General features: G+C 59.1%; 19 protein-coding genes and 1 pseudogene. 7 read left to right on the top strand and 13 right to left on the bottom strand.

All coding sequences use genetic code 11. From position 1 onward, the window contains the following. The first annotated feature begins 29 nt into the window (after nucleotides 1-29). Together NKJ00_RS17595 and NKJ00_RS17590 are read left to right on the top strand one after the other, a co-directional pair. Nucleotides 30-674 carry a hypothetical protein gene (locus NKJ00_RS17595; protein WP_352630575.1) on the top strand — a complete coding sequence of 215 codons (645 nt, stop codon included), beginning with the start codon at nucleotides 30-32 and terminating at the stop codon, nucleotides 672-674. A gap of 69 nt (nucleotides 675-743) precedes the next feature. Then, a complete protein-coding gene (locus NKJ00_RS17590) occupies nucleotides 744-1,100 on the top strand; it encodes a tyrosine-type recombinase/integrase (RefSeq protein ID WP_023809574.1) in 357 nt (118 codons plus the stop codon). An 831-nt stretch (nucleotides 1,101-1,931) separates the two neighbouring features. Here NKJ00_RS17590 and NKJ00_RS17585 read toward each other — a convergent pair. From NKJ00_RS17585 to NKJ00_RS17560, 6 genes and pseudogenes are all read right to left on the bottom strand, one after another. Continuing rightward, nucleotides 1,932-2,649, bottom strand: a pseudogene (locus tag NKJ00_RS17585) (CNNM domain-containing protein); the annotation flags it as partial. A gap of 129 nt (nucleotides 2,650-2,778) precedes the next feature. Further along, the gene (locus NKJ00_RS17580) at nucleotides 2,779-3,492 is read right to left on the bottom strand and encodes a HoxN/HupN/NixA family nickel/cobalt transporter (RefSeq protein ID WP_023809575.1); all 714 of its coding nucleotides are present in this window, start codon (nucleotides 3,490-3,492) and stop codon (nucleotides 2,779-2,781) included. Nucleotides 3,493-3,513: 21 nt separating this feature from the next. Beyond that, complete coding sequence (locus tag NKJ00_RS17575) at nucleotides 3,514-4,158, bottom strand: DUF1007 family protein (protein ID WP_502895378.1); 645 nt, start codon at nucleotides 4,156-4,158, stop codon at nucleotides 3,514-3,516. Nucleotides 4,159-4,252: 94 nt separating this feature from the next. Next, a complete protein-coding gene (locus NKJ00_RS17570) occupies nucleotides 4,253-4,687 on the bottom strand; it encodes a YqaA family protein (protein WP_127292005.1) in 435 nt (144 codons plus the stop codon). Between the two features lie 24 nt (nucleotides 4,688-4,711). After that, entirely contained in the window at nucleotides 4,712-6,040 is a 1,329-nt protein-coding gene (locus NKJ00_RS17565) for a cation diffusion facilitator family transporter (RefSeq protein WP_127292003.1), read from the bottom strand. A gap of 8 nt (nucleotides 6,041-6,048) precedes the next feature. Then, nucleotides 6,049-6,330 carry a metal-sensing transcriptional repressor gene (locus tag NKJ00_RS17560; protein ID WP_127292000.1) on the bottom strand — a complete coding sequence of 94 codons (282 nt, stop codon included), beginning with the start codon at nucleotides 6,328-6,330 and terminating at the stop codon, nucleotides 6,049-6,051. Nucleotides 6,331-6,433: 103 nt separating this feature from the next. Between NKJ00_RS17560 and NKJ00_RS17555 the strand changes: the two genes are divergently transcribed. The 3 genes from NKJ00_RS17555 to NKJ00_RS17545 all read left to right on the top strand — a co-directional run bounded on the left by NKJ00_RS17555 (nucleotide 6,434) and on the right by NKJ00_RS17545 (nucleotide 8,290). Next, nucleotides 6,434-6,823: a hypothetical protein gene (locus tag NKJ00_RS17555; protein ID WP_352630573.1), complete on the top strand. Its 390-nt coding sequence runs from the start codon at nucleotides 6,434-6,436 to the stop codon at nucleotides 6,821-6,823. A gap of 114 nt (nucleotides 6,824-6,937) precedes the next feature. Beyond that, on the top strand, nucleotides 6,938-7,606 hold the full coding sequence (locus tag NKJ00_RS17550; RefSeq protein WP_245490340.1) for a HupE/UreJ family protein: 669 nt from the start codon (nucleotides 6,938-6,940) through the stop codon (nucleotides 7,604-7,606). Between the two features lie 36 nt (nucleotides 7,607-7,642). Further along, complete coding sequence (locus NKJ00_RS17545) at nucleotides 7,643-8,290, top strand: transmembrane anchor protein (RefSeq protein WP_352442498.1); 648 nt, start codon at nucleotides 7,643-7,645, stop codon at nucleotides 8,288-8,290. Nucleotides 8,291-8,447: 157 nt separating this feature from the next. Here the strand turns inward: NKJ00_RS17545 and NKJ00_RS17540 are convergent, their stop codons facing one another. From NKJ00_RS17540 to NKJ00_RS17515, 6 genes are all read right to left on the bottom strand, one after another. Next, a complete protein-coding gene (locus NKJ00_RS17540; RefSeq protein ID WP_127291993.1) occupies nucleotides 8,448-9,464 on the bottom strand; it encodes an ABC transporter ATP-binding protein in 1,017 nt (338 codons plus the stop codon). Continuing rightward, a complete protein-coding gene (locus tag NKJ00_RS17535; RefSeq protein WP_127291991.1) occupies nucleotides 9,461-10,456 on the bottom strand; it encodes an ABC transporter ATP-binding protein in 996 nt (331 codons plus the stop codon). The genes NKJ00_RS17540 and NKJ00_RS17535 overlap by 4 nt, the downstream gene beginning before the upstream one ends. After that, entirely contained in the window at nucleotides 10,449-11,357 is a 909-nt protein-coding gene (locus NKJ00_RS17530) for an ABC transporter permease subunit (protein ID WP_031212634.1), read from the bottom strand. The genes NKJ00_RS17535 and NKJ00_RS17530 overlap by 8 nt, the downstream gene beginning before the upstream one ends. After that, nucleotides 11,348-12,283 carry an ABC transporter permease gene (locus tag NKJ00_RS17525; protein ID WP_023809586.1) on the bottom strand — a complete coding sequence of 312 codons (936 nt, stop codon included), beginning with the start codon at nucleotides 12,281-12,283 and terminating at the stop codon, nucleotides 11,348-11,350. The genes NKJ00_RS17530 and NKJ00_RS17525 overlap by 10 nt, the downstream gene beginning before the upstream one ends. A 12-nt stretch (nucleotides 12,284-12,295) precedes the next feature. Then, a complete protein-coding gene (locus NKJ00_RS17520) occupies nucleotides 12,296-13,873 on the bottom strand; it encodes a nickel ABC transporter substrate-binding protein (RefSeq protein WP_127291988.1) in 1,578 nt (525 codons plus the stop codon). A gap of 121 nt (nucleotides 13,874-13,994) precedes the next feature. After that, complete coding sequence (locus tag NKJ00_RS17515; protein ID WP_352442496.1) at nucleotides 13,995-15,215, bottom strand: amidohydrolase family protein; 1,221 nt, start codon at nucleotides 15,213-15,215, stop codon at nucleotides 13,995-13,997. Between the two features lie 169 nt (nucleotides 15,216-15,384). Here NKJ00_RS17515 and NKJ00_RS17510 point away from each other — a divergent pair, with 169 nt between their 5' ends. Both NKJ00_RS17510 and NKJ00_RS17505 read left to right on the top strand, forming a co-directional pair. Further along, complete coding sequence (locus NKJ00_RS17510) at nucleotides 15,385-16,065, top strand: GntR family transcriptional regulator (RefSeq protein ID WP_352442495.1); 681 nt, start codon at nucleotides 15,385-15,387, stop codon at nucleotides 16,063-16,065. Between the two features lie 39 nt (nucleotides 16,066-16,104). Beyond that, nucleotides 16,105-16,797 (top strand): flavin reductase family protein, encoded by a 693-nt coding sequence (locus NKJ00_RS17505; RefSeq protein WP_127291983.1) that lies wholly within the window; start codon nucleotides 16,105-16,107, stop codon nucleotides 16,795-16,797. A gap of 138 nt (nucleotides 16,798-16,935) precedes the next feature. On the opposite strand, the gene NKJ00_RS17500 is transcribed toward NKJ00_RS17505, so the two are convergent. Continuing rightward, entirely contained in the window at nucleotides 16,936-18,006 is a 1,071-nt protein-coding gene (locus NKJ00_RS17500) for an NAD/NADP octopine/nopaline dehydrogenase family protein (RefSeq protein WP_127291980.1), read from the bottom strand. Between the last annotated feature and the right edge of the window lie 122 nt (nucleotides 18,007-18,128).

Here is an 18,128-nt window from a genome sequence, read left to right as displayed (position 1 = left end):
AGACAGTCTATCGCTATCGTGCAAAGGGAATGCCTGAAATCCGCCTCCCAGGTCAGCCCGGCGATCCGGAATTCGAGGCTGCCTACGAAAAGGCGACGCAAGGCCAGAGCCTCAAGGCAGCTATTATCGACCTACCCGGTCGGGCGTTGCCAAAGACATTCGGTCATGCTGCGCGGCGGCTTGAAGCGACGATGGAATGGCTGGACTTTGACGAAGCGACGCAGCGGAAGAATGCCCGTCTTATTGAACGCTTCCTTCGGATGCAGGTCGATCCTGCCTGTCCGCTAACTTGGCGCGATACGCCCGTCGAACATCTCGACGCCGACCATCTGCGTTCGATTATAGAAAGCGTCTTTGCCGCCAACAGGACGGTTGCCAAGCACCTGCTGGTCGCAATCAAGAAGCTCTTGTGGGTGGGGATCGAAATTGAGAAATGGATCAAACCGCAGAACGAATCCTCACTGTCGATCCACGTCCGGATTCCTAATCGACCGCCAATCCCGCGTGGCGGGTCCCCATTCGGGAAAAGTTCGAGGCGCGCCATCCGATTGGCTCCCCGCCCCGCACCTGCTACGCGCTCGCGTTCTGGCTCGGCAACCGTCGAGGCGATATCGCCTCGTTGGAATGGGACGATTTGGTTTTCGAGGAGATCGAACTGTTCGACGGGTCTCTAGAGGTGATCGAGGCCTTCGATTTCCGGCAGAAGAAAAACCGCAACCATCACGGCGGGCGCGAGATGTTTATTGGCGCCGCTTGATCGTTCGAAAGGCGGCACGGTGCTGAAGAATGCCTATGGGCACCCATTCGCGGAAAAGAGTCTCACCGGCATGATGGCACATTGGCACAAGCAGGCCGGCATTCCGGAGGGCTACACTCTGCACGGGCTACGCCGTACCTTCGGCACGTATCTCGCCGAATGCAACATCCAAGCGCGCGCTATCATGGAGGCGATGGGGCATTCTTCCATGACGGTGACGGACGAATATGTCCGAGAGGCCAACAAGAAGCGAATGGCTGTCGACATAGCCCGCGCCATCAATGAGCGCGAGGCCAAACGCGATGCGATGAAGCAGCGAGCGGCCCTGCGCGTCGTCAAGTAAGTGAAATCAACCGACCATGCGCAGCGTGGCCATATCAGCGGCCCTTTTTTTGGGGCCCACAATGGGTCCAAAACGTTTTGGACCGAGGCATATTTTTATCAATGAAATCAATGGTTATGGTGGTGCAGGCAGTCATTGGCGAACCAGTCTCTGTCTGATTTTCCCTATTAGAGCCCGAAAAACAGCGAATTTCTGGCGATTTTGAGCGGCCGAGCCAATTCCGGCCTGAAATCTCACAGTAGTTTCAACGCGTTGTCCAGGAATTCCCTATTCGCCCTAACAGGGAAATGAAAGTAGTCCAACAGGGAAACGCCACGTGCGTCAGGCGCGGGAAATGCGCATCGCTTGCTTGACTTTGAGCGGCCTAGCGACTGGGTTGTCTCACCCACCGAATCCGTCCCCAAGCCAAAAATGCCGCACACCTTCACCCGCCAAGAATTGTATGACCTCGTTTGGTCGACCCCTATCGTCACGCTTGCTGAGCGGTTCGACATATCGGACGAGGGCTGGCGAAGACTTGTGCTCGCTATCAGATACCCGTTCCCGGCCGCGGCTATTGATCGAATGGGCCAAACAGCGGCTGGCTCACATCGAAGCGCAGAACCAACTTGATGTGCTGACTTCGAACCTGCGCGAGCAAAATCTCTTTCCCGACCCAGACGATTTGGTAATCCTGAGGGTGATCCGCCACCGCCAAAGACCCTGTGGGGCTAGCAACGCATTGCAAACGACCTGCTCAGACGGTGGGCCAGCGCCCTGCATCCCGTCGGCCCAATTGAGTTGCAGGTTCGAGGTGAGCTGTGCCTTGCGAAACAGGTCTTTACCTTCCGGGCTGTTTGCGGACGACACGCCGATCCAGTCGATATCGCGCCGCGGCGTCATGATATCGGCGATGCGCCGATCGCCAATGTTGAAGACGCGCTCGACGAGCTCCTGCTGGGTCTGGTGAAGCAGCCCTGCCTCCTGGCTCGCCGCGACAAGCAGCTTCAGCTCTAAGCGAATGCAGGGACTCCTCGCCCGTCCCTAGCCGCAATCCTCAGAGACGCAACACCAAAGCGAGGATCGCCGGCCTGAGCAGGAACAGGAACAGGCCTAGCGGCCGCACCACCCAGAGTGCCGTGCCCTCGCTACGCTGAAGCGCCAGGCTTTTCGGCGCCAACTCGCCCAGAACGATGTGGAGAGCAGTGATGATAATAAAAGCAATTGCTACGGCGATTATATGGGATCCGGCGGTGGCAAGAGACCCCATCGCTCCGACCAGCAGTGGCTCGATCAGATGGGCGAGTGCAGGTTCGCCAACCCAGCCAAGCGCCAGCGACGAAATGGTGATACCCAGCTGGGTCGCGGCAAGATTGGCATCGAGATTCGCCAAGGCTCTTTGAAGCAGCCCGGCATTCAAGCGTCCAGCGGTAGCAAGTTCGTCGACTCGGCTCCGCCTGACCGCCATCAACGCAAATTCCGCAGCGACAAAGAAGCCATTTGCGCCAACGAGTACTAGAACCAACAGAATTCCAAGAATGTCGCGTAGACTACCATCGTCCGCCGGCATGATATCCTCTGCTGGATCTGACTGGCGGGATCTGTGAAGCGTATTTGGCGCTATTGCGCAACCGCATTGGGCTCAGAATTATCACGCGGAGCTGCTGCCCCGACGCGGGGACTCTGGCTTTGGACAGCGTTAGGAAGAAGTGATTTGCCAGACCGCTACGCCGGCTAGAACAATTCCGGCAGCGCCTTCGATCGTCCGCGAAATGGCATCGAACAGGCGTGGCCGGCTGTCGAAGAAATGCACTAGGCGCTCCCGAAACAGGATCGACAACACCGCAACGCAAGACAGCGTCAGCGCCACGCCGGCCATCATGGTGATTGCAAACAGGATACCGGCGAGCGGAACGCCTCTGGATATTGCGAAGGTCATCACGAAAAGCGTCAGCGGGCATGGGATCAAGCCGGCCATGACGCCGACGGCCTCGCCCTCATGCTTGTGGTGATGGCCGTGGCTCAATGCGCGCCAGAGCATCCAGACGCCTATGAGTCCAAGCAGCCCGCGACTGACGTCTTCTAGTAGCGGCGCGCGGCCAACACTGCCCAGGGCAATAGACACCAACGGTAGCGAGAGCGCCGCGATCAGCACGGCAATCGTCACATGCGTGAAGGAAAGTGTCAGTGATACCCGAAGACCGCGCGAAACCTTTGCGTCCGAACCGGCCAAATACGTGGCCAGTAGGGCTTTGCTGTGACCCGGCGTCAGCGCATGCGCTGCACCGAATAACACGCCCATCGGCAGAAAGGCCGTGAAGGCCAGCCAATCGCCGCCGGCCGAAAGCAGTTTGATCTGCTCGGCCAGCGCCAGGTAGATCGTGCGTTGGAAGTCGACCAGCGTCTGGAACATGGCCATCGAACCGGCTCCGGGTCAGCCGCAGGTCAATTCGAGGCGTGTCGCGAAAATCTTGCCGAGATCGGTCCCTGTTGGGTCACTGAAGAACGCGTCTGTCAGGCTTTTCTGGTTCTGTGCGATGGCCGTGTCCGGATCTGGACGGACGACCGCGCGTGAGCAGCCTACAGGCAGGCCAGCCACAGCAATCTTGTCGTCGTCGGTAAAATCGATCGCCGTGTAGAAGGTCGGGTCATATACGCCGATGCTGACTTTTCCAGCAAGAGCCAACGGGTCCTTCGGCTGCGTTTCGAACTGGACAACGAGCTGATCATTCTCAAAGCTGACGCTGAACTTCGGTGGCGGCGCCATCGTCACGTCCTTGCCGTTCAAGGTCACCATCTGAAAGTAGTTGTACCCGGCCAGCGACGCATGGACGGTGAGAGCAACCTCATCGAGTTCTTTTGTATCAAGAACAAGGTCGGAATTCTTGTCGAATTCCATCAGCACAGTGCTGGAAAAGAGGTCGTCGAAACGCCAGAGATGCCGAAGTGATTTGACCGTGCGGTCTTGACCGACGGTCATGTCCAGCTTCGCTTCGGCAAAGACATGGGGATGGGCACTCGCCGCCGCGGCGGAAGCGAGCAACAGCGCGACGCCTGATACCATGCCCGTCAGTCGCATTTTCACTCGCACTTCATCGTTTCCGGTCAGGCAGCACGTCTGGCATTGCAAGCAGGCCGAAATGGGACATGCGGTTAAGGTGGGCCGCTCAAGATCAAATCACGCTCAGCGTCATGGCGGCAAGAACAAGATAACGGCCGACCTTGGCCGCAGTGACCAGCAAGAGGAAAACCCGAAAAGGCTCGCGCAGGACGCCCGCGACGACGGTCAGCGGATCACCGACAATTGGCAGCCAACTCAGCAGAAGCGACCACTTCCCGTAACGGCGATACCACACTTGTGCGCGGTTTAGTTGCGTTTGGTTCGCCGGAAACCACCGCCGGTCCCGAAAGCGCTCAATGCCTCGGCCGAGCAACCAGTTAATCACCGACCCAAGCACGTTGCCGACGCTCGCGACTCCGACTAGCAACCAGGGCGAATAATCCGCAAGCAAGAGCCCGATCAGCACCGCTTCCGATTGCATCGGCAAGATCGTCGCGGCGATGAAGGCTGCCAGGAAAAGACCAGCGTAGGCTGCGAGATCGGTCATTGAACAGCGTATCTGTCTGTCGACCTAATGATGGTGACCTTCGGGTTCGACCATCTTGAACGGTAGCACCTGTTCGCGATCCTTGGCCTTCAGGACCAGTCTTGCCTCGAATTCATGCGGCTCGGCAGGGGTGACTGTGCTCTCAAGGCGATGATGATTGTCGGCGACAGGATCGAGGTGCAACGTCTCCGGCCCCTCTGGCCGGTCGATGATCACCGTCGCCGTCAAATCGTCGGCATGCCGGTCGATCGTCAGACGCATCCGCTCGCCAGCCGGTGTATCGACGATTTCCAATGTCCCTTCAGCCAGATCACAGGCGACCTTGAAGGGCTCCGGCGCATGATGGTGAGCATGAGAGGTTTCCGCGCCAGTGACGGCCGGGCTCACCAAGCGAACGTTGGCTTCGGCCAACGCCGGCAAGTGGGCGAACAGCTCCTGTTTGAGGGCTTCAGTTACACCCAGCACGTCGTTGGCCGTCGCCATCTCCGGAACACTGATGGCCACGTCGGCATGCAGGCGGTGGCCGATCCAGCGCGCCTGCACGCTTTGGACACGCTCGATGCCGGATACATGCTTGGCGGCATGATGGATTTCATCGACGATGCCAGGCTCGACGCCATCGAGCATGCGGGTCAACACGGCTTTCGACGACTGCCATACGATGGCGAAGATCGCCAGCGTGATCAACAGTCCGATGATCGGATCGGCAAGCGGAAAGTCTAGCCACACGCCAATAGCGCCAAGCACGACCGCCAGACTGGTAAAGCCGTCGGTGCGGGCATGGTAACCATCCGCGATCAGCGCCGCGCTGTTGATCTCGCGGCCGACACGGATACGGAACACAGCGACGGCCTCGTTGCCTAAGAAACCTATGATGCCGGCTATGGCGACCCAGCCAAGAAATGCGATCGGCTGCGGATTGATCAACCTGTCGATCGCCTCGTAGCCGGCAACGATGGCGCTGAACAGGATGATGAGGACAATCAGAATGCCGGCCAGATCCTCGACGCGGCCCAGCCCGTAGGTGAACGTCTCGCTCGGTTTGCGACGGGCCAGCATGAAGGCGACCCACAATGGGATAGCGGTGACCGCGTCGCCGACATTGTGGATCGTGTCGGCCAGCAGTGCCACGCTGCCGGAGAGGAACACGACCACGAGCTGAAGCGCCGCCGTGATGGCCAGAACGACGAATGACCATTTGATCGCCCAGATGCCGCGCGTCGTCGTGGCGATCGTCGGGTCGATGACGCCATGGGTGTGACCATGGCCGCCCTCGCCGTGATCATGTCCGTGGCCGCCCATGCCGTGCGTCATCGGGCCGAATCCGAACCAATCGCGAACTTTGTCCATCATGGCGCTTCTCACAGGTATTTGGTGATATCCTTGAACTCGTCGATCGAGCGGCGCTGCTCGAGCGCCAGCGGTCCGACGACGTCCTCAAGGCAGTGGTTGAGGTGGTCTTGGATCAGCGTCTTCTTGGCCTGGGCGATGGCCCTCTCCACGGCATGAAGTTGCTGGGCGATGTCGAGGCACGGTCGACCGGCCTCGATCATCTCGACGATCCCGCGCAGATGGCCGTCGGCGCGCTTCAGCCGCTTGATGATGGCAGGATGGGTTTCGTGGACGTGGGGACGCTCATTCATACCTTGATGCTATCCCCCCAGAGAGGATATTCCAAGCCTCAAAGTGGCCTCGATTCTGGTGCACGCAACCATTCGTTAGGATTTTAGAGAATAATCGTTAAGCATGCCGAATTGGATCCATAGCATAGCCTTTCGTCTCATCGTCGCTTTCGCGATGACTCTCGGCGTGCTGGTCTCCCCAATGGGTGGTTCGGCCTCGCATAGCCCGATGGCGCTCGCTGCCGCCGAGGCAGCGCGTCACGCAGAGCTGGCAGCACAGATCGAAAAACACGGCCACAGCCATGACGATGGCGAAGCCGATGAGCAGAGCTTTGGTCATACCCACGGCCACAATCCGGCCGACCACACCCATGAGACGGCGAGCACGCTTCCGGGCTTCGCGCAGCCAGCACCGCCGATAGGCCGGAGCTGGCTGGTTTACCCGCCTTCGTTTGCCGACCTCAAAATCCGTTTCCGGCTTGAGCGCCCTCCCAGGCAGATCGTCATCGCATGATCGCGGCCGCACGCGCGGCCATCCTCAACGACGACGATTGGAATTCTCATGCAAGGATCCTTCTACGAGGGTCCGCCACGCACGCCTTGCGCGCGCTGGCGGTTGGCCCTTCCTATGCTCATTGCTCTCCTGACCCTTCCATTGCTTGGGGCGGTTGCCCTCGCCCATGCCGTTGCCGAAGGCGACAAGGGCTATATCCAGGAGATCACGGGCATCAATCTGCTGCCCTTCATCTATCTCGGCGCCAAGCACATGGTGACGGGATACGACCACATCCTGTTCCTGTTCGGCGTGATCTTCTTCCTCTACCGGATGAAGCACATTGGCATCTATGTGAGCCTGTTCGCGCTCGGCCATTCCACGACCATGCTGCTTGGCGTCTATTTCAAGGTGGGCATCAACAGCTACATCATCGACGCGATCATCGGCCTGTCGGTCGTCTACAAGGCGCTCGACAATATGGGCGCTTTCCAGAGGTGGCTCGGTTTCCAGCCGAACACCAGGATCGCGACGCTGATCTTCGGCTTTTTCCACGGCTTCGGCCTGTCGACGAAGATCATCGAATACAACATCTCGCCCGACGGGCTAGTGCCAAATCTTCTTGCCTTCAACGTCGGCGTTGAGATTGGCCAGCTTTTGGCGCTCGCTGCCATCCTTATTGTCATGGGCTACTGGCGCCGGACCGACAGTTTCTGGCGCCACGCATACACCGCCAACACCATCATGATGACCGCCGGGTTTGTGCTGATCGGCTATCAGCTCACCGGCTGGGTCGTCTCCTGAGCCTCCAAGTAAAGATCCCAAAAAAGGAATTCTCCTATGTACAATACCGACATCCCGACCCGCGCCGAGCTGCCGACATCCATGCAACTCCTTCGCTCTACCGTCATCGCAATTCTCGCGGCAGCTGCCATCCTTGTGACCATCGTGCTGCCGGCCGAATACGCCATCGATCCCACCGGCGTTGGGCGAGCGCTCGAGCTCACCGAGATGGGCGAGATCAAGACACAACTGGCCGAAGAGGCCGAGCATGACCGCCTTCGCGAACTGCAAAACGGCACTCCGATCGCCGTGCCAGCCCGAGATCAGCAGTCGAGTCTTCTGGAGCGCGTCTTCGCTGAACTGGTGATGGGTTCCGCCTCTGCCCAGGAACTCCGGACAGACGAAATGTCGGTCACCCTGAAGCCCGGCGAAGGAGCTGAGATCAAGCTCGTCATGGCCAAGGGCGCACAGGCACAATACTCTTGGACGGCCAATGGCGCGGCGGTGAACTTCGACACCCATGGTGACGGCGGCGGCGAAAACATTTCATACGAGAAGGGCCGCGGGGCTGCAGAGGACGAGGGCGTACTTGAGGCAGCGTTTGACGGCAATCACGGTTGGTTCTGGCGTAACCGCACCGATGCCGACGTCACCGTGACGCTGAAGACGAACGGTGCCTACACCGACATCAAACGGATGATGTGAACGATACGTCAATTTTATCCGGCGCCGTTTGGCGCCGGAGTGACGCGCTGTTCATTGCCACGACCTCACTGTTTGGCGCACCACCGTCCCGTGAGCATTCGTGTCGAGGTAGGCGGCGGCGTGGTGAATTGGTGCGCCGCTAGGCTGTGTCAACGTGTCATGCCGCATTGGCTGTTGGCGAAATCAGCGCCGAACGTTTGCCGCGATGGAGATCCTTGGCAAACACGCAAGCCGAACTGTGCCCAGGAGATAGCTTCAAGGCCGGTGGCATCTGTTGTTTGCATTCTTCGACCACCAAGGGGCAGCGAGTCCGGAACCTGCAGCCGGATGGTGGATTCGTAGGGCTCGGCACCTCCCCGATCATGACCGGAACCCTGCGCTGCTTTTCGGCGATCGGATCCACCTCCGGTGTCGAGGCCAGCAACATCTGCGAATAGGGATGGCCTGGGTGATCGTAGAGTTCCTGCGATGGCCCGTGCTCCACGATCTTGCCGAGGTACATCACGTAGACGCGCGATGCAGCCTGCCTGACCAACGCAAGGTCGTGGGCAATGAACAGGCACGCCACCCCAAAATCTTTCTGCAGGTGCAGGAAAAGGTTCATCACTTGGGCTCGGATGGACAAATCCAGTGCGCTAACTGGTTCATCGCAGATCAGCACTCTTGGATTCACGGCGAGGGATCGGGCAATCGCAACGCGCTGGCGCTGCCCTCCGGACAGTTCCCGCGTGTGCCGATCCTTCAAAGCGTCCGCCAGTCCGACCTGATCCAGGAGCGCCTTGGTACGATGGTTGCGGTCGGATTGTGATTTCAACCCGCTGATCAGCAACGCTTCATCGATCGTCTCACCGACCGTCTGTCTGTCGTTCAGGGACGAATATGGATCCTGAAACACGTATTGGAGCGCCCTGCGGCTTTCGCGCAGTGCTGCACCGGAGAGTGTGGTGAGGTCCACTCCATCAAGCAGGACTCGTCCCGCGCTTGCCTTTTCGAGACCCACAATGGTGCGGCCCAGCGTCGACTTTCCGCAACCGGACTCGCCTACCAGACCGACGATCTCGCCCGGATAGAGCTCGATCGAGACGTCGTCGACGGCATGGATGAACTTGCCTCGCTGAACGCTTTTGAAGCGCGTCTGCAGGTTTTCGACTTTCAGAACAGGACCGTGCGTCATGCTGCTGCCTTCCTTTGGTTGACAACCGCGCAGGCCACGACAACAGCGCTGTCGACCGACCGCGCAAGTGGAGGGCGGCTTGCGGTGCATGCGGGAATTGCGAGCTCGCAGCGCGGGGCAAAGGCACAGCCTTTGAATGGCGCGCCCAGCGTTGGCGGTATCCCGGGAAGACCGCGAAACTCCGAACCGATCGGGTCTTCCCGCCGTGGGATCGCGTTGATCAGCCCTCTCGTGTACGGATGGCGTGGGGTAACGAGGACCTTGTCCACGGGACCTCGTTCGGCGGCCCGAGCCGCATACATGACAACGATGTTGTCGGCCGCTCCGGCGACTACCCCCATATCGTGGGTAATCAGCACCATGGCCATGTTGAGCCGCCGCTGCAGGTCCTTGAGCAGGCGCAGGATTTGAGCCTGGACCGTCACATCGAGAGCGGTCGTAGGCTCGTCCGCGATCAGAAGTTTTGGCTCGCCGGCCAGCGCAATGGCAATTACGATGCGTTGCCTGAGACCACCCGACAGTTCGTGGGGGAATTGACGAAGTCGCGCTGCTGGATCCGAGATGCCGACCAGCTTGATGAGTTCCAACGCCCGCTCCTCCGCAGCGCGTGGGGTCATCTTGAGATGGAGCTCCGCCATCTCGGCGATCTGCCTTCCAACACGGCGGACGGGGTTCAGCGCGCTCATCGGATCCTGGAAAATGAATCCGATCGACTTGCCTCGTACCTTACGGATCTCGGATTCCGGCAGGCCGATCAATTCACGCCCATCGAAGCGCACCGATCCCGACAAGTTCGTCGTCACGCCGGTCGGCATCAGACCGAGCGGCGCGAAGTTCATTACAGTCTTGCCGCTGCCGCTTTCCCCGACGATGGCAAGGCATTCTCCTTGCCGGACGGTGTAGCTGACGCCATCGACGGGGCGTACCGCGGCCTTCGCGGTCAGGAGATCGACCGTCAGATTGCTGACGTTCAAAAGGGGTTCGTCATGCATCCGAATTCTCCTTGGCCCAGCCGGCGACCTCAATTCTGCGCAAGGCAAGCGTCCGCCTCGAAAGCGGCTTGGGAATGCGATTAAGTGCTATGGATTCGCCGAGGATGTTGAAGCCGATCACCGCAGCGGTCAGGGCCAGGCCGGGCAGGATAACCTGTCGCGGATCCGACTCGAGATACGGCAAAGCATCAACAAGCATCTGTCCCCATTCCGGCGTGGGCGGCTGAATGCCCAGACCAAGGAAGCTGAGTGTTGCGACAGCCAAAGCGGCTGTCCCGGCATCCGCCGTCGCATAGACCATGACCGCGCCGATGGTGCCGGGGAGCAAATGGCCGAAGTAAATGCGCCATGGGCTGGCGCCCAGCACACGCAGGGCTTCGATATGCGGCTTGCTCATGATGCTGACCGCCACGGCCCGGCTGATACGACCGCTCATCGGCCACCATGCCAATGACAGAGCCAGTACCATGGTCCAGTAGCCCGGCCCGACGATCCCGATCACGGCAAGGGCAGTGATCAGGCTTGGGATGGACAGTCCGACGTCGACGATGCGCATCAGCAGGTCGTCTACCCAACCGCGGTGGTAGCCAGCGATGGTCCCCATGGCGACACCGACCGTCATTGCAATGATGAGGACCGAGCCAACGCTGACCAACGACGTATTCGCCGCAATGATCAGGCGGCTGAGCGTATCGCGCCCGAGATGGTCGGTGCCGAGCCAATGTGCGGCAGTTGGTCCCAGGCCGGTCTCCAGTAAGTTCTGTGCGCTGGGATCTTGTGGAGCGAGCCATGGCGCGAAGCTGCCCAGGGCGAGGAAGAGGCCGATCACGATCAAGGCCACGCGGGGCAACTTGTTCAACCGGGCGAATGCAGGCTTTAATCTATTCATGGTCAGCTCCATTGGCGCCGGACACGTGGATCGGTCATCAGAACTGCGAGATCGACGATCAGATTCACCACGATGAAGAAGGCGAGGAAGATCAACAGGCAGGCCTGCACGACCATGAAGTCCCGAAACTTCACGCCTTGGAGAAAGTAGTCGCCCACGCCCTGCCAGGCGAACAGCGGTTCAACGATGATAGCAGTTGCGGTCATCAGGCCGACCTGGGTTCCCAGTGCGTTGATGAACACAGGTATGATGTTTGGCAGCGCGTCCCGGAACAGGATGGCGGTCCGTCCCAGACCTTTGCTTTTGGCCGTCAACACGAAGGGGCTGGCCATGGCCTCTTCCAGTCCCACACGAACGACACGGCTGAGCACGGCGGCGGGCAGCACCGCGACAGTGACCCATGGCAGCACCCAACTTTCCGGACCGCCGAAGCCGAAGGATGGAAAGAGCTGAAAGGTGACAGAGAAACCATAGATCATCAGCGCCCCGACGAAGAATGTCGGTGTCGATGCGCCGAGAAGAGCCAAACCGCGCGAAACGCGGTCCGGCAGTCTGTAGGGCCAGAAGGCACCCAGGAATCCGAGAGCCAGGCCGAGCAGGGTCGCAACCACGGCGCTGCCAACGATCAGGGTACCGGTGACCAACATGCGCTTTGGCAAGTCCGCACTGACTTCCTGGCCCGTTCTGTAGGAGATGCCAAAATCTCCTCGGACTGCATCGCCGAGCCAACCCGCGTAGCGCATCAGCAGGGGCTTATGCAGTCCGATCTCTTCGGCAACCTTTTCGACGTAACCCGGGGTTGCAACTGCTCCTCTGAGTTCAGCGATGAGAACAGCGACATTTCCCGGAGCCGAAACAACCAGGGTAAAGCAAACCAGAGACGCCATGAACAGCAGTACGAGGGAGTGCCTCAGCCTCTTGCTGATGAAGTGGATCAACGCGCCCTCCCTCTACTCGGCCAGCACGATATTTTCGTATGGCATATCGTATTCGGTGACCGGGCTGGTGAAGCCCTGGACCCGCTTGGAGTGCGCCCAGATGCTGGGAACGTAAACCAACGGCGCTATCGCGTCGTTGTCACGCAGCCAGTCGTAAACCTTTTGGATCGATGGCGCGATCTGATCCCCGGTTGCCGCTGTCGCAGCGTTGATCAGCGGGTCCAGGTTGGCCGGATCGGTGAACAGCTTGCCCTCGACATCGTTTTTGAAGGTCGAGAGGCACAAGGCCACCACCGTGCCGAACGGATCGTAAGGAGCCCCGTAGGTCAGGAAGAAGCCGAGATCGTATTTCCGTTCGAGCATGTCGGTGTGCTTAGAAGCGTGGTCGACAGAGCGGACGATCAAATTGATGCCGATTTCCTTCATCTCGGATTGTATGACTTCGGCCACGACGCGAGAGCCGGGAACGGCGTCGGGACTGACGACAATCTCAAGCGTCAGTGGCGTGCCGTCCTTGGAACGCACGGGACCACCCGTCCAACCCGCCTTCTCCAGGAGCGCTGATGCGGCCGCAACGTCGCGAACTGGGGCATCATGCTGGGTGCCAGCAAATGGCAATGCATCGGAGAACAGGTTGCCCGCCGGTCGGGCAAAGCCTTGGTAGAGCGCCTGGGAAATCGCCGCGCGATCGATCCCTATGCTGACGGCCTTGCGCACTTGCGGATCCTTGAGCGCTTCGGTGCGATCGGGATTGAAAGCCATCACCAGTGTGACGTTGCCGGGATCGATGACCACGTTGAGCCCTGCGGCCTCGAGCTGCTTTGCCTCAACGGGGGTAAGCGGCGCGATCCAAAACCCGCCGACGAGATCGATCTCGCCAGCGCGCAGGGCGGCAACCCGCGCGCGCGGATCAGGGATGACCTTGGCTTCGAGACGCTGATAAGTCGGCTTGTCGCCCCAGTAGCCGTCGTAGCGCTCGAAAACACTTTGTGTATCGTCAGCGCTAAGTTGACGCCAAGGACCGGTGCCGACGGGTTCGACAAATTTGCCATTCGCATCGACCGATTTGGGGCTAAGGAACCTCGGCGGCCGTGTGTAGGAAAGCTCCTGCATGAGCGCCAGCGGCGGTTCTTTGAAATGAACGGCTATCTGGTGCTCATCGATCACTTCCAACGATTGAAAATACTTGGAGCAGTTCATCCAGCTGAACTGATCGAGTCCTAGCCAACGCTCCAGATTCCACTTGCAGCTAGCTGCATCGAACACTGCGCCGTCCTGGAACGTTACCCCCTGGCGCAACGTAAGATGCAACGTCTTGCCCCCCTCTTCGATCTTCCAGTCGGTCGCAAGGCAAGGCTCGATCTGGCCGCCCTTGCCGTACCGCACCAGCGGCTCGAACATCAGGTCCTGAATGGCCCAGATCGCGTAGTGGCTCTGCGGATCAAGATTGCCCGCGGGTTTGGCGATCGCCACTCGCAATGTGCCCGCCGCCCCCTCGGCAAAGGCAAATTTGGTGAAGGTAGCATCGGTTATTGCGAGTCCTAACGCCCCTGATCCGATCTGCAGAAATGTACGCCTGTTGAATGACATGATTGCTCCTCTCGTTGCTTATTGTTCCCTGGGGCCTAGTTGCCTCGAAAGGCACTGGGGCCTTTTTTGTATAGACATATCACATTATTGTATACAATTTAATTTAGACATCGTATCCCTTCTAATAAGTTTTTGTGCTCATTTGCGCAGGTGAGGTCTGCACCGCAACCCCGCCTCGCGCGACGACCTTGCCGCGCTTGACGACCAACGCGCGCGGCCGGTGGGACACGACGGCATCGGCGAGTGTCTCGCCTTCCACCAAAACCATGTCCCCCCAGCAGCCGGGCATCAGGCCGTACCTTTCCAGCGCAAGAACTCCGGCACCGCCGCGCGTGCAGACGTCGAGGGCCCATTCGAGTTCATCGTCGCGGCGAAAATTGTTGCGCAAGCCGACAAACATCGCGCGTTCCAGCATGTCACCACTGCCGTAAGGTCCCCAGATGTCACGGATGCCGTCATTTCCGGCGCCGACGACCACTCCAGCAGATCGCAATTTGGCGACCGGAGGCGACGGCTGCGATGCCGGCCCGGTGGTAAGAATATGGATCGAAAGCTCCGCCAACTCGTCGATTAGTCGGCCGACATAATCGGCATCGTGCATGCCGAGACAGAAGGCATGGCTGACTGCCACCCTTCCCTGCATGCCGAGTGCACGGGTGCGTTCGATGATGAGTTCGAGCGAAAAGGCGCCAAGCTCTCCCGCTTCGTGCAAATGTATATCTATGGGCCGGCCAAAGCGTTGAGCGAGGTCGAAAATTGCATCGAGGTGCCCTTTGGGATCGCGATCAACCCCAGCAGGGTCCAGCCCGCCGACCACCTCGGCGCCCATTTCCAACGCCCGTCGCATAAGTTCGACAGTGCCAGGCCGGATCATCATACCGCCTTGAGGAAAGGCGACGATCTCAATATCGACGAGGTCTCGTAGCTCGTCACGAGTGCGCATGACGCCCTCTACACCGGCAAGGCCGTGCACGGTGTCGATATCGACGTGGCTACGGATATGGGTGGTGCCTTGCGCCACTGAGGCAAGCGCCTGTCGACGCGACTGGCGGACCGGATCGATACCCAAGCGGATCTTGGCTTCACGCTCGGTCTCGATCTTGTCTATCAAGCGAGGGCCGACTTCATTGCGATACCACGCCATTCCGATCATCGATTTGTCGAGGTGGGTGTGCGCTTCGACCAAGCCCGGAACGACGATGCGACCTCCGCCGTCCTCCACCAGCCCGCCCAAAGGTGAAAGCTCCGGCTCGACGCGGGTAATGCGGCCATTCTCAATAAGAATATCCACATTGGAGCCAGCCATCGGGCGCACATTTCTAATCAACAAATTGGTTGTCATGCGGTGCGCTCCTCCCAGAGGCAGCCTATCGTCTGCGGCACGGCGACGGCCGCCTGCAGGTCGTGTACGTAACTACCGCATAATTGTATACCTATTTCAAGATAAATCGTATCCCATATTGACAAAAATATATCTTGATCGATAAGTTGCGGGAGCTTAGGGGGATGCGATGACCAAATCGAGTCGAGCCGAAAACGTCTACTTGTCGCTGCGTCGCGCCATCATTGAGCAGGCGCTTCGCCCCGGTATGAAATTGCCCGAAGACGCCATCGGCGAGCAGTTCGGCGTTAGCCGGACCAGCGTACGAAACGCGCTTGTCCGACTGAGTGCCGAAGGCCTGGTGGAGGTGAGGAATAATCGCGGAGCCTGCGTCGCCGAACCGACGCTCGAGGAAGCGTTAGATATATTTTCCCTACGACGCTGCCTGGAGCGCGAGGTAGTGGACCGGCTTTCGCGAAAGATCACACCCGCTCAATTTGCGGCACTTGAGGGCCACGTCAAACTTGAAAGGGACGCAGTAAACACGAGCGGACCATTATCGATACGGCTGGCGGGCGAATTCCACATTCTGCTGGCCGAACTCACGGGATCGAAGCCGCTGACCCGTTATGTCAGCGAGATTGTATCGCGCTGTTCGCTGATCCTAGCCTTGTACAGCCGTCCGCACTCCGATCAGTGCGGCGTCGACGAACACGTCGAAATCATTCAGGCGCTGCGCCAACACAATCCCGAGCGCGCCATGCATGCGATGGAACACCATCTCGAGGCACTCGAGGCTCGGGCGCAAATCAGCGATCAAACTGAGCCCGACGTTCGCTCCATCCTGAGTACATACGCTCAGGCAGGGTGACCAACTCTCAAGCAGCTTGGCAAAATTCAGGAGGATATAATGCTCAACCCCCAGCCCGAGCCGGTGGGGCAGCGGAGCCGCGTGAGCATCGACTTCGCCCGCATCTCGGCACGCGAACGCTACAAGCTGCTGATCGGGGCAGTGGTGCCTCGGCCAATCGCTCTGGTGACCACACGACACCCCGACGGGACTGTCAATGCTGCGCCCTACAGCTTCTTCAATTGCCTCTCGGCCGATCCTCCAATCCTAGCCCTGGGTGTGGAGAACCATAATGACATGTCCTTCAAAGATACGACGCTCAACATCCGACTGACTGAGGAATTCACAGTCAACATCGTGGACCATGCGCTGGTTGACGCCATGAACGTCTGTGCCGTCCCATTTCCTTCCCACATTGACGAACTGGCCGAGGCCGGACTGACGCCTGTGCCCGGTGAGACGGTCCAATGCCCCTACATTTTCGAAGCGCCTATAGCCTTCGAATGCCGCCGACATTTGACGCTTGGCCTGGGTAAGTCGCGCGAGATTGTCCTTGGTCAAGTTATGCGGATGCACATTCGTGAGGATCTTGTTGACCAGGAGCGTTTCTATATCGATCAACTCGCGCTAGACGCCGTCGGCAGAATGGGTGGACACGGTTATTCGACCACCCGCCACCAGTTTGACCTGCCAACGATGTCGCATGAGCAATGGTTGGCAATGAGGCCTATGCCACCCAACACCGATGGATAGCGCCCTGATCGCGCAACGCGCTCGTCGCTTCAATCATCCTTCCTGATCGTGCAGAGACGCTGCCTGCGGCCAAGGACCCTGCCGATGCCGGGCTGGGAGAATATTCACTGCAGCTGGGCTACAGCGCACTGGAAGCTGTTATAACCCTTTGCGGCAAAGGGTTTCAAGATCCGCCTTTGTCATTTCCTCGATGCCGAGCGCAGGAAGAATATCATTATCTCCCTTGAGATCCCGGCCATAAGCCGCCGACAAGATGGAAATTCCGGATTCATGGAGTGTCGCCGGATTTCCGCTGATCTTCCCCAGAACGGCAGTCGGTAGCAGGCCGAACGGAACATCCTCGAGAATATAGCGGCTCTGGATGGTTGTCGGGCCAAACCCGCCGCGGCCTAGACGATCCATCTCCTGGTTCATGTCCGAAACAGTGCTCATGGGCACATGAAACGACAATGAAAAATGTTCCTGGACCGTACGAACCGCGATACCGAAATGGGCAGCGATGGCCAACCGTTCGGCATCCAGAGCCTCGATCAAGCGACCAACGGCAGGAGTGACATTTCCCCCTTGGCTCCACTGCTCGGCCTTTTCCATGCGTGTGAGATTGAGAAGGGCAATTCCCAGATGGTTCTGCGGATTGAGGTTGCTGAGCGCAATCGCCAGCAGACCATCCCGCTTGACGAAACGATTGCCGAACAAGGCCGTGCAAAGCTCGTACCCTTGGTCGAGCGCATCGAAAGGCAGCGTCGCAACATCAAGCTTCTGGCGAATGGAAGTGACATTGACTTCGGTTGATCCGAGCTGGCGGCCAGTCAGTAGCGTTGTGCCCCAAACGACGATCGGCAACCTGACCTTGCGCTCGGCCAACCGCTTCCAGAGATACAGAGCCCCGAACGAACTATGCGAACTGATGATGACCGGAATTCCATCTGCCAGATGAGGGACGGCGGCGTCCATCACCATCTTGTGGCCGTAAGCCGGAAGCGCGATCACCACCACGTCCGCGTGCTCGATAGCATCTCTGCAATCCTTGGCAATGCGCACCGGCACCGTCGCCTCGATATCCCCCGTCGCCTTCAACAATTCGCCAGTAGCCAACGTTCTGGTGCGGTGTCCCGACGGTGACCAAAGTGTTGGCGAGTGTCCCGATTGTGCCAAATAGGCCGCAAGGCCATAGGCAATTGCTCCGGCGCCCAGAATACTCACGCGCATAACATTCCTCCTGTTGCAGGCTTTATGGTTCGAGAATCCTTGTAGTCCCGGCCTACAAGTTTTTTCATCACGAGGTTTCGAATTGGAGTCACCTCGGTTGCCCCCAGCCGTTTCGATCAAGG

The organism is Mesorhizobium sp. M0227, assembly GCF_040321855.1.
Lineage (GTDB): Bacteria > Pseudomonadota > Alphaproteobacteria > Rhizobiales > Rhizobiaceae > Mesorhizobium.
This window is presented reverse-complemented; position numbering and strand designations above follow the sequence as displayed.

Bases quoted from the DNA above. Each gene is read 5' to 3' on its own strand.
- NKJ00_RS17595 (WP_352630575.1), top strand. From the start codon at position 30: ATGCCTGAAATCCGCCTCCCAGGTCAGCCCGGCGATCCGGAATTCGAG.
- NKJ00_RS17580 (WP_023809575.1), bottom strand. From the start codon at position 3,492: ATGTTCCAGACGCTGGTCGACTTCCAACGCACGATCTACCTGGCGCTG.
- NKJ00_RS17575 (WP_502895378.1), bottom strand. From the start codon at position 4,158: ATGCGACTGACGGGCATGGTATCAGGCGTCGCGCTGTTGCTCGCTTCC.
- NKJ00_RS17570 (WP_127292005.1), bottom strand. From the start codon at position 4,687: ATGACCGATCTCGCAGCCTACGCTGGTCTTTTCCTGGCAGCCTTCATC.
- NKJ00_RS17565 (WP_127292003.1), bottom strand. From the start codon at position 6,040: ATGATGGACAAAGTTCGCGATTGGTTCGGATTCGGCCCGATGACGCAC.
- NKJ00_RS17560 (WP_127292000.1), bottom strand. From the start codon at position 6,330: ATGAATGAGCGTCCCCACGTCCACGAAACCCATCCTGCCATCATCAAG.
- NKJ00_RS17555 (WP_352630573.1), top strand. From the start codon at position 6,434: ATGCCGAATTGGATCCATAGCATAGCCTTTCGTCTCATCGTCGCTTTC.
- NKJ00_RS17550 (WP_245490340.1), top strand. From the start codon at position 6,938: ATGCTCATTGCTCTCCTGACCCTTCCATTGCTTGGGGCGGTTGCCCTC.
- NKJ00_RS17545 (WP_352442498.1), top strand. From the start codon at position 7,643: ATGTACAATACCGACATCCCGACCCGCGCCGAGCTGCCGACATCCATG.
- NKJ00_RS17540 (WP_127291993.1), bottom strand. From the start codon at position 9,464: ATGACGCACGGTCCTGTTCTGAAAGTCGAAAACCTGCAGACGCGCTTC.
- NKJ00_RS17535 (WP_127291991.1), bottom strand. From the start codon at position 10,456: ATGCATGACGAACCCCTTTTGAACGTCAGCAATCTGACGGTCGATCTC.
- NKJ00_RS17530 (WP_031212634.1), bottom strand. From the start codon at position 11,357: ATGGAGCTGACCATGAATAGATTAAAGCCTGCATTCGCCCGGTTGAAC.
- NKJ00_RS17520 (WP_127291988.1), bottom strand. From the start codon at position 13,873: ATGTCATTCAACAGGCGTACATTTCTGCAGATCGGATCAGGGGCGTTA.
- NKJ00_RS17515 (WP_352442496.1), bottom strand. From the start codon at position 15,215: ATGACAACCAATTTGTTGATTAGAAATGTGCGCCCGATGGCTGGCTCC.
- NKJ00_RS17510 (WP_352442495.1), top strand. From the start codon at position 15,385: ATGACCAAATCGAGTCGAGCCGAAAACGTCTACTTGTCGCTGCGTCGC.
- NKJ00_RS17505 (WP_127291983.1), top strand. From the start codon at position 16,105: ATGCTCAACCCCCAGCCCGAGCCGGTGGGGCAGCGGAGCCGCGTGAGC.
- NKJ00_RS17500 (WP_127291980.1), bottom strand. From the start codon at position 18,006: ATGCGCGTGAGTATTCTGGGCGCCGGAGCAATTGCCTATGGCCTTGCG.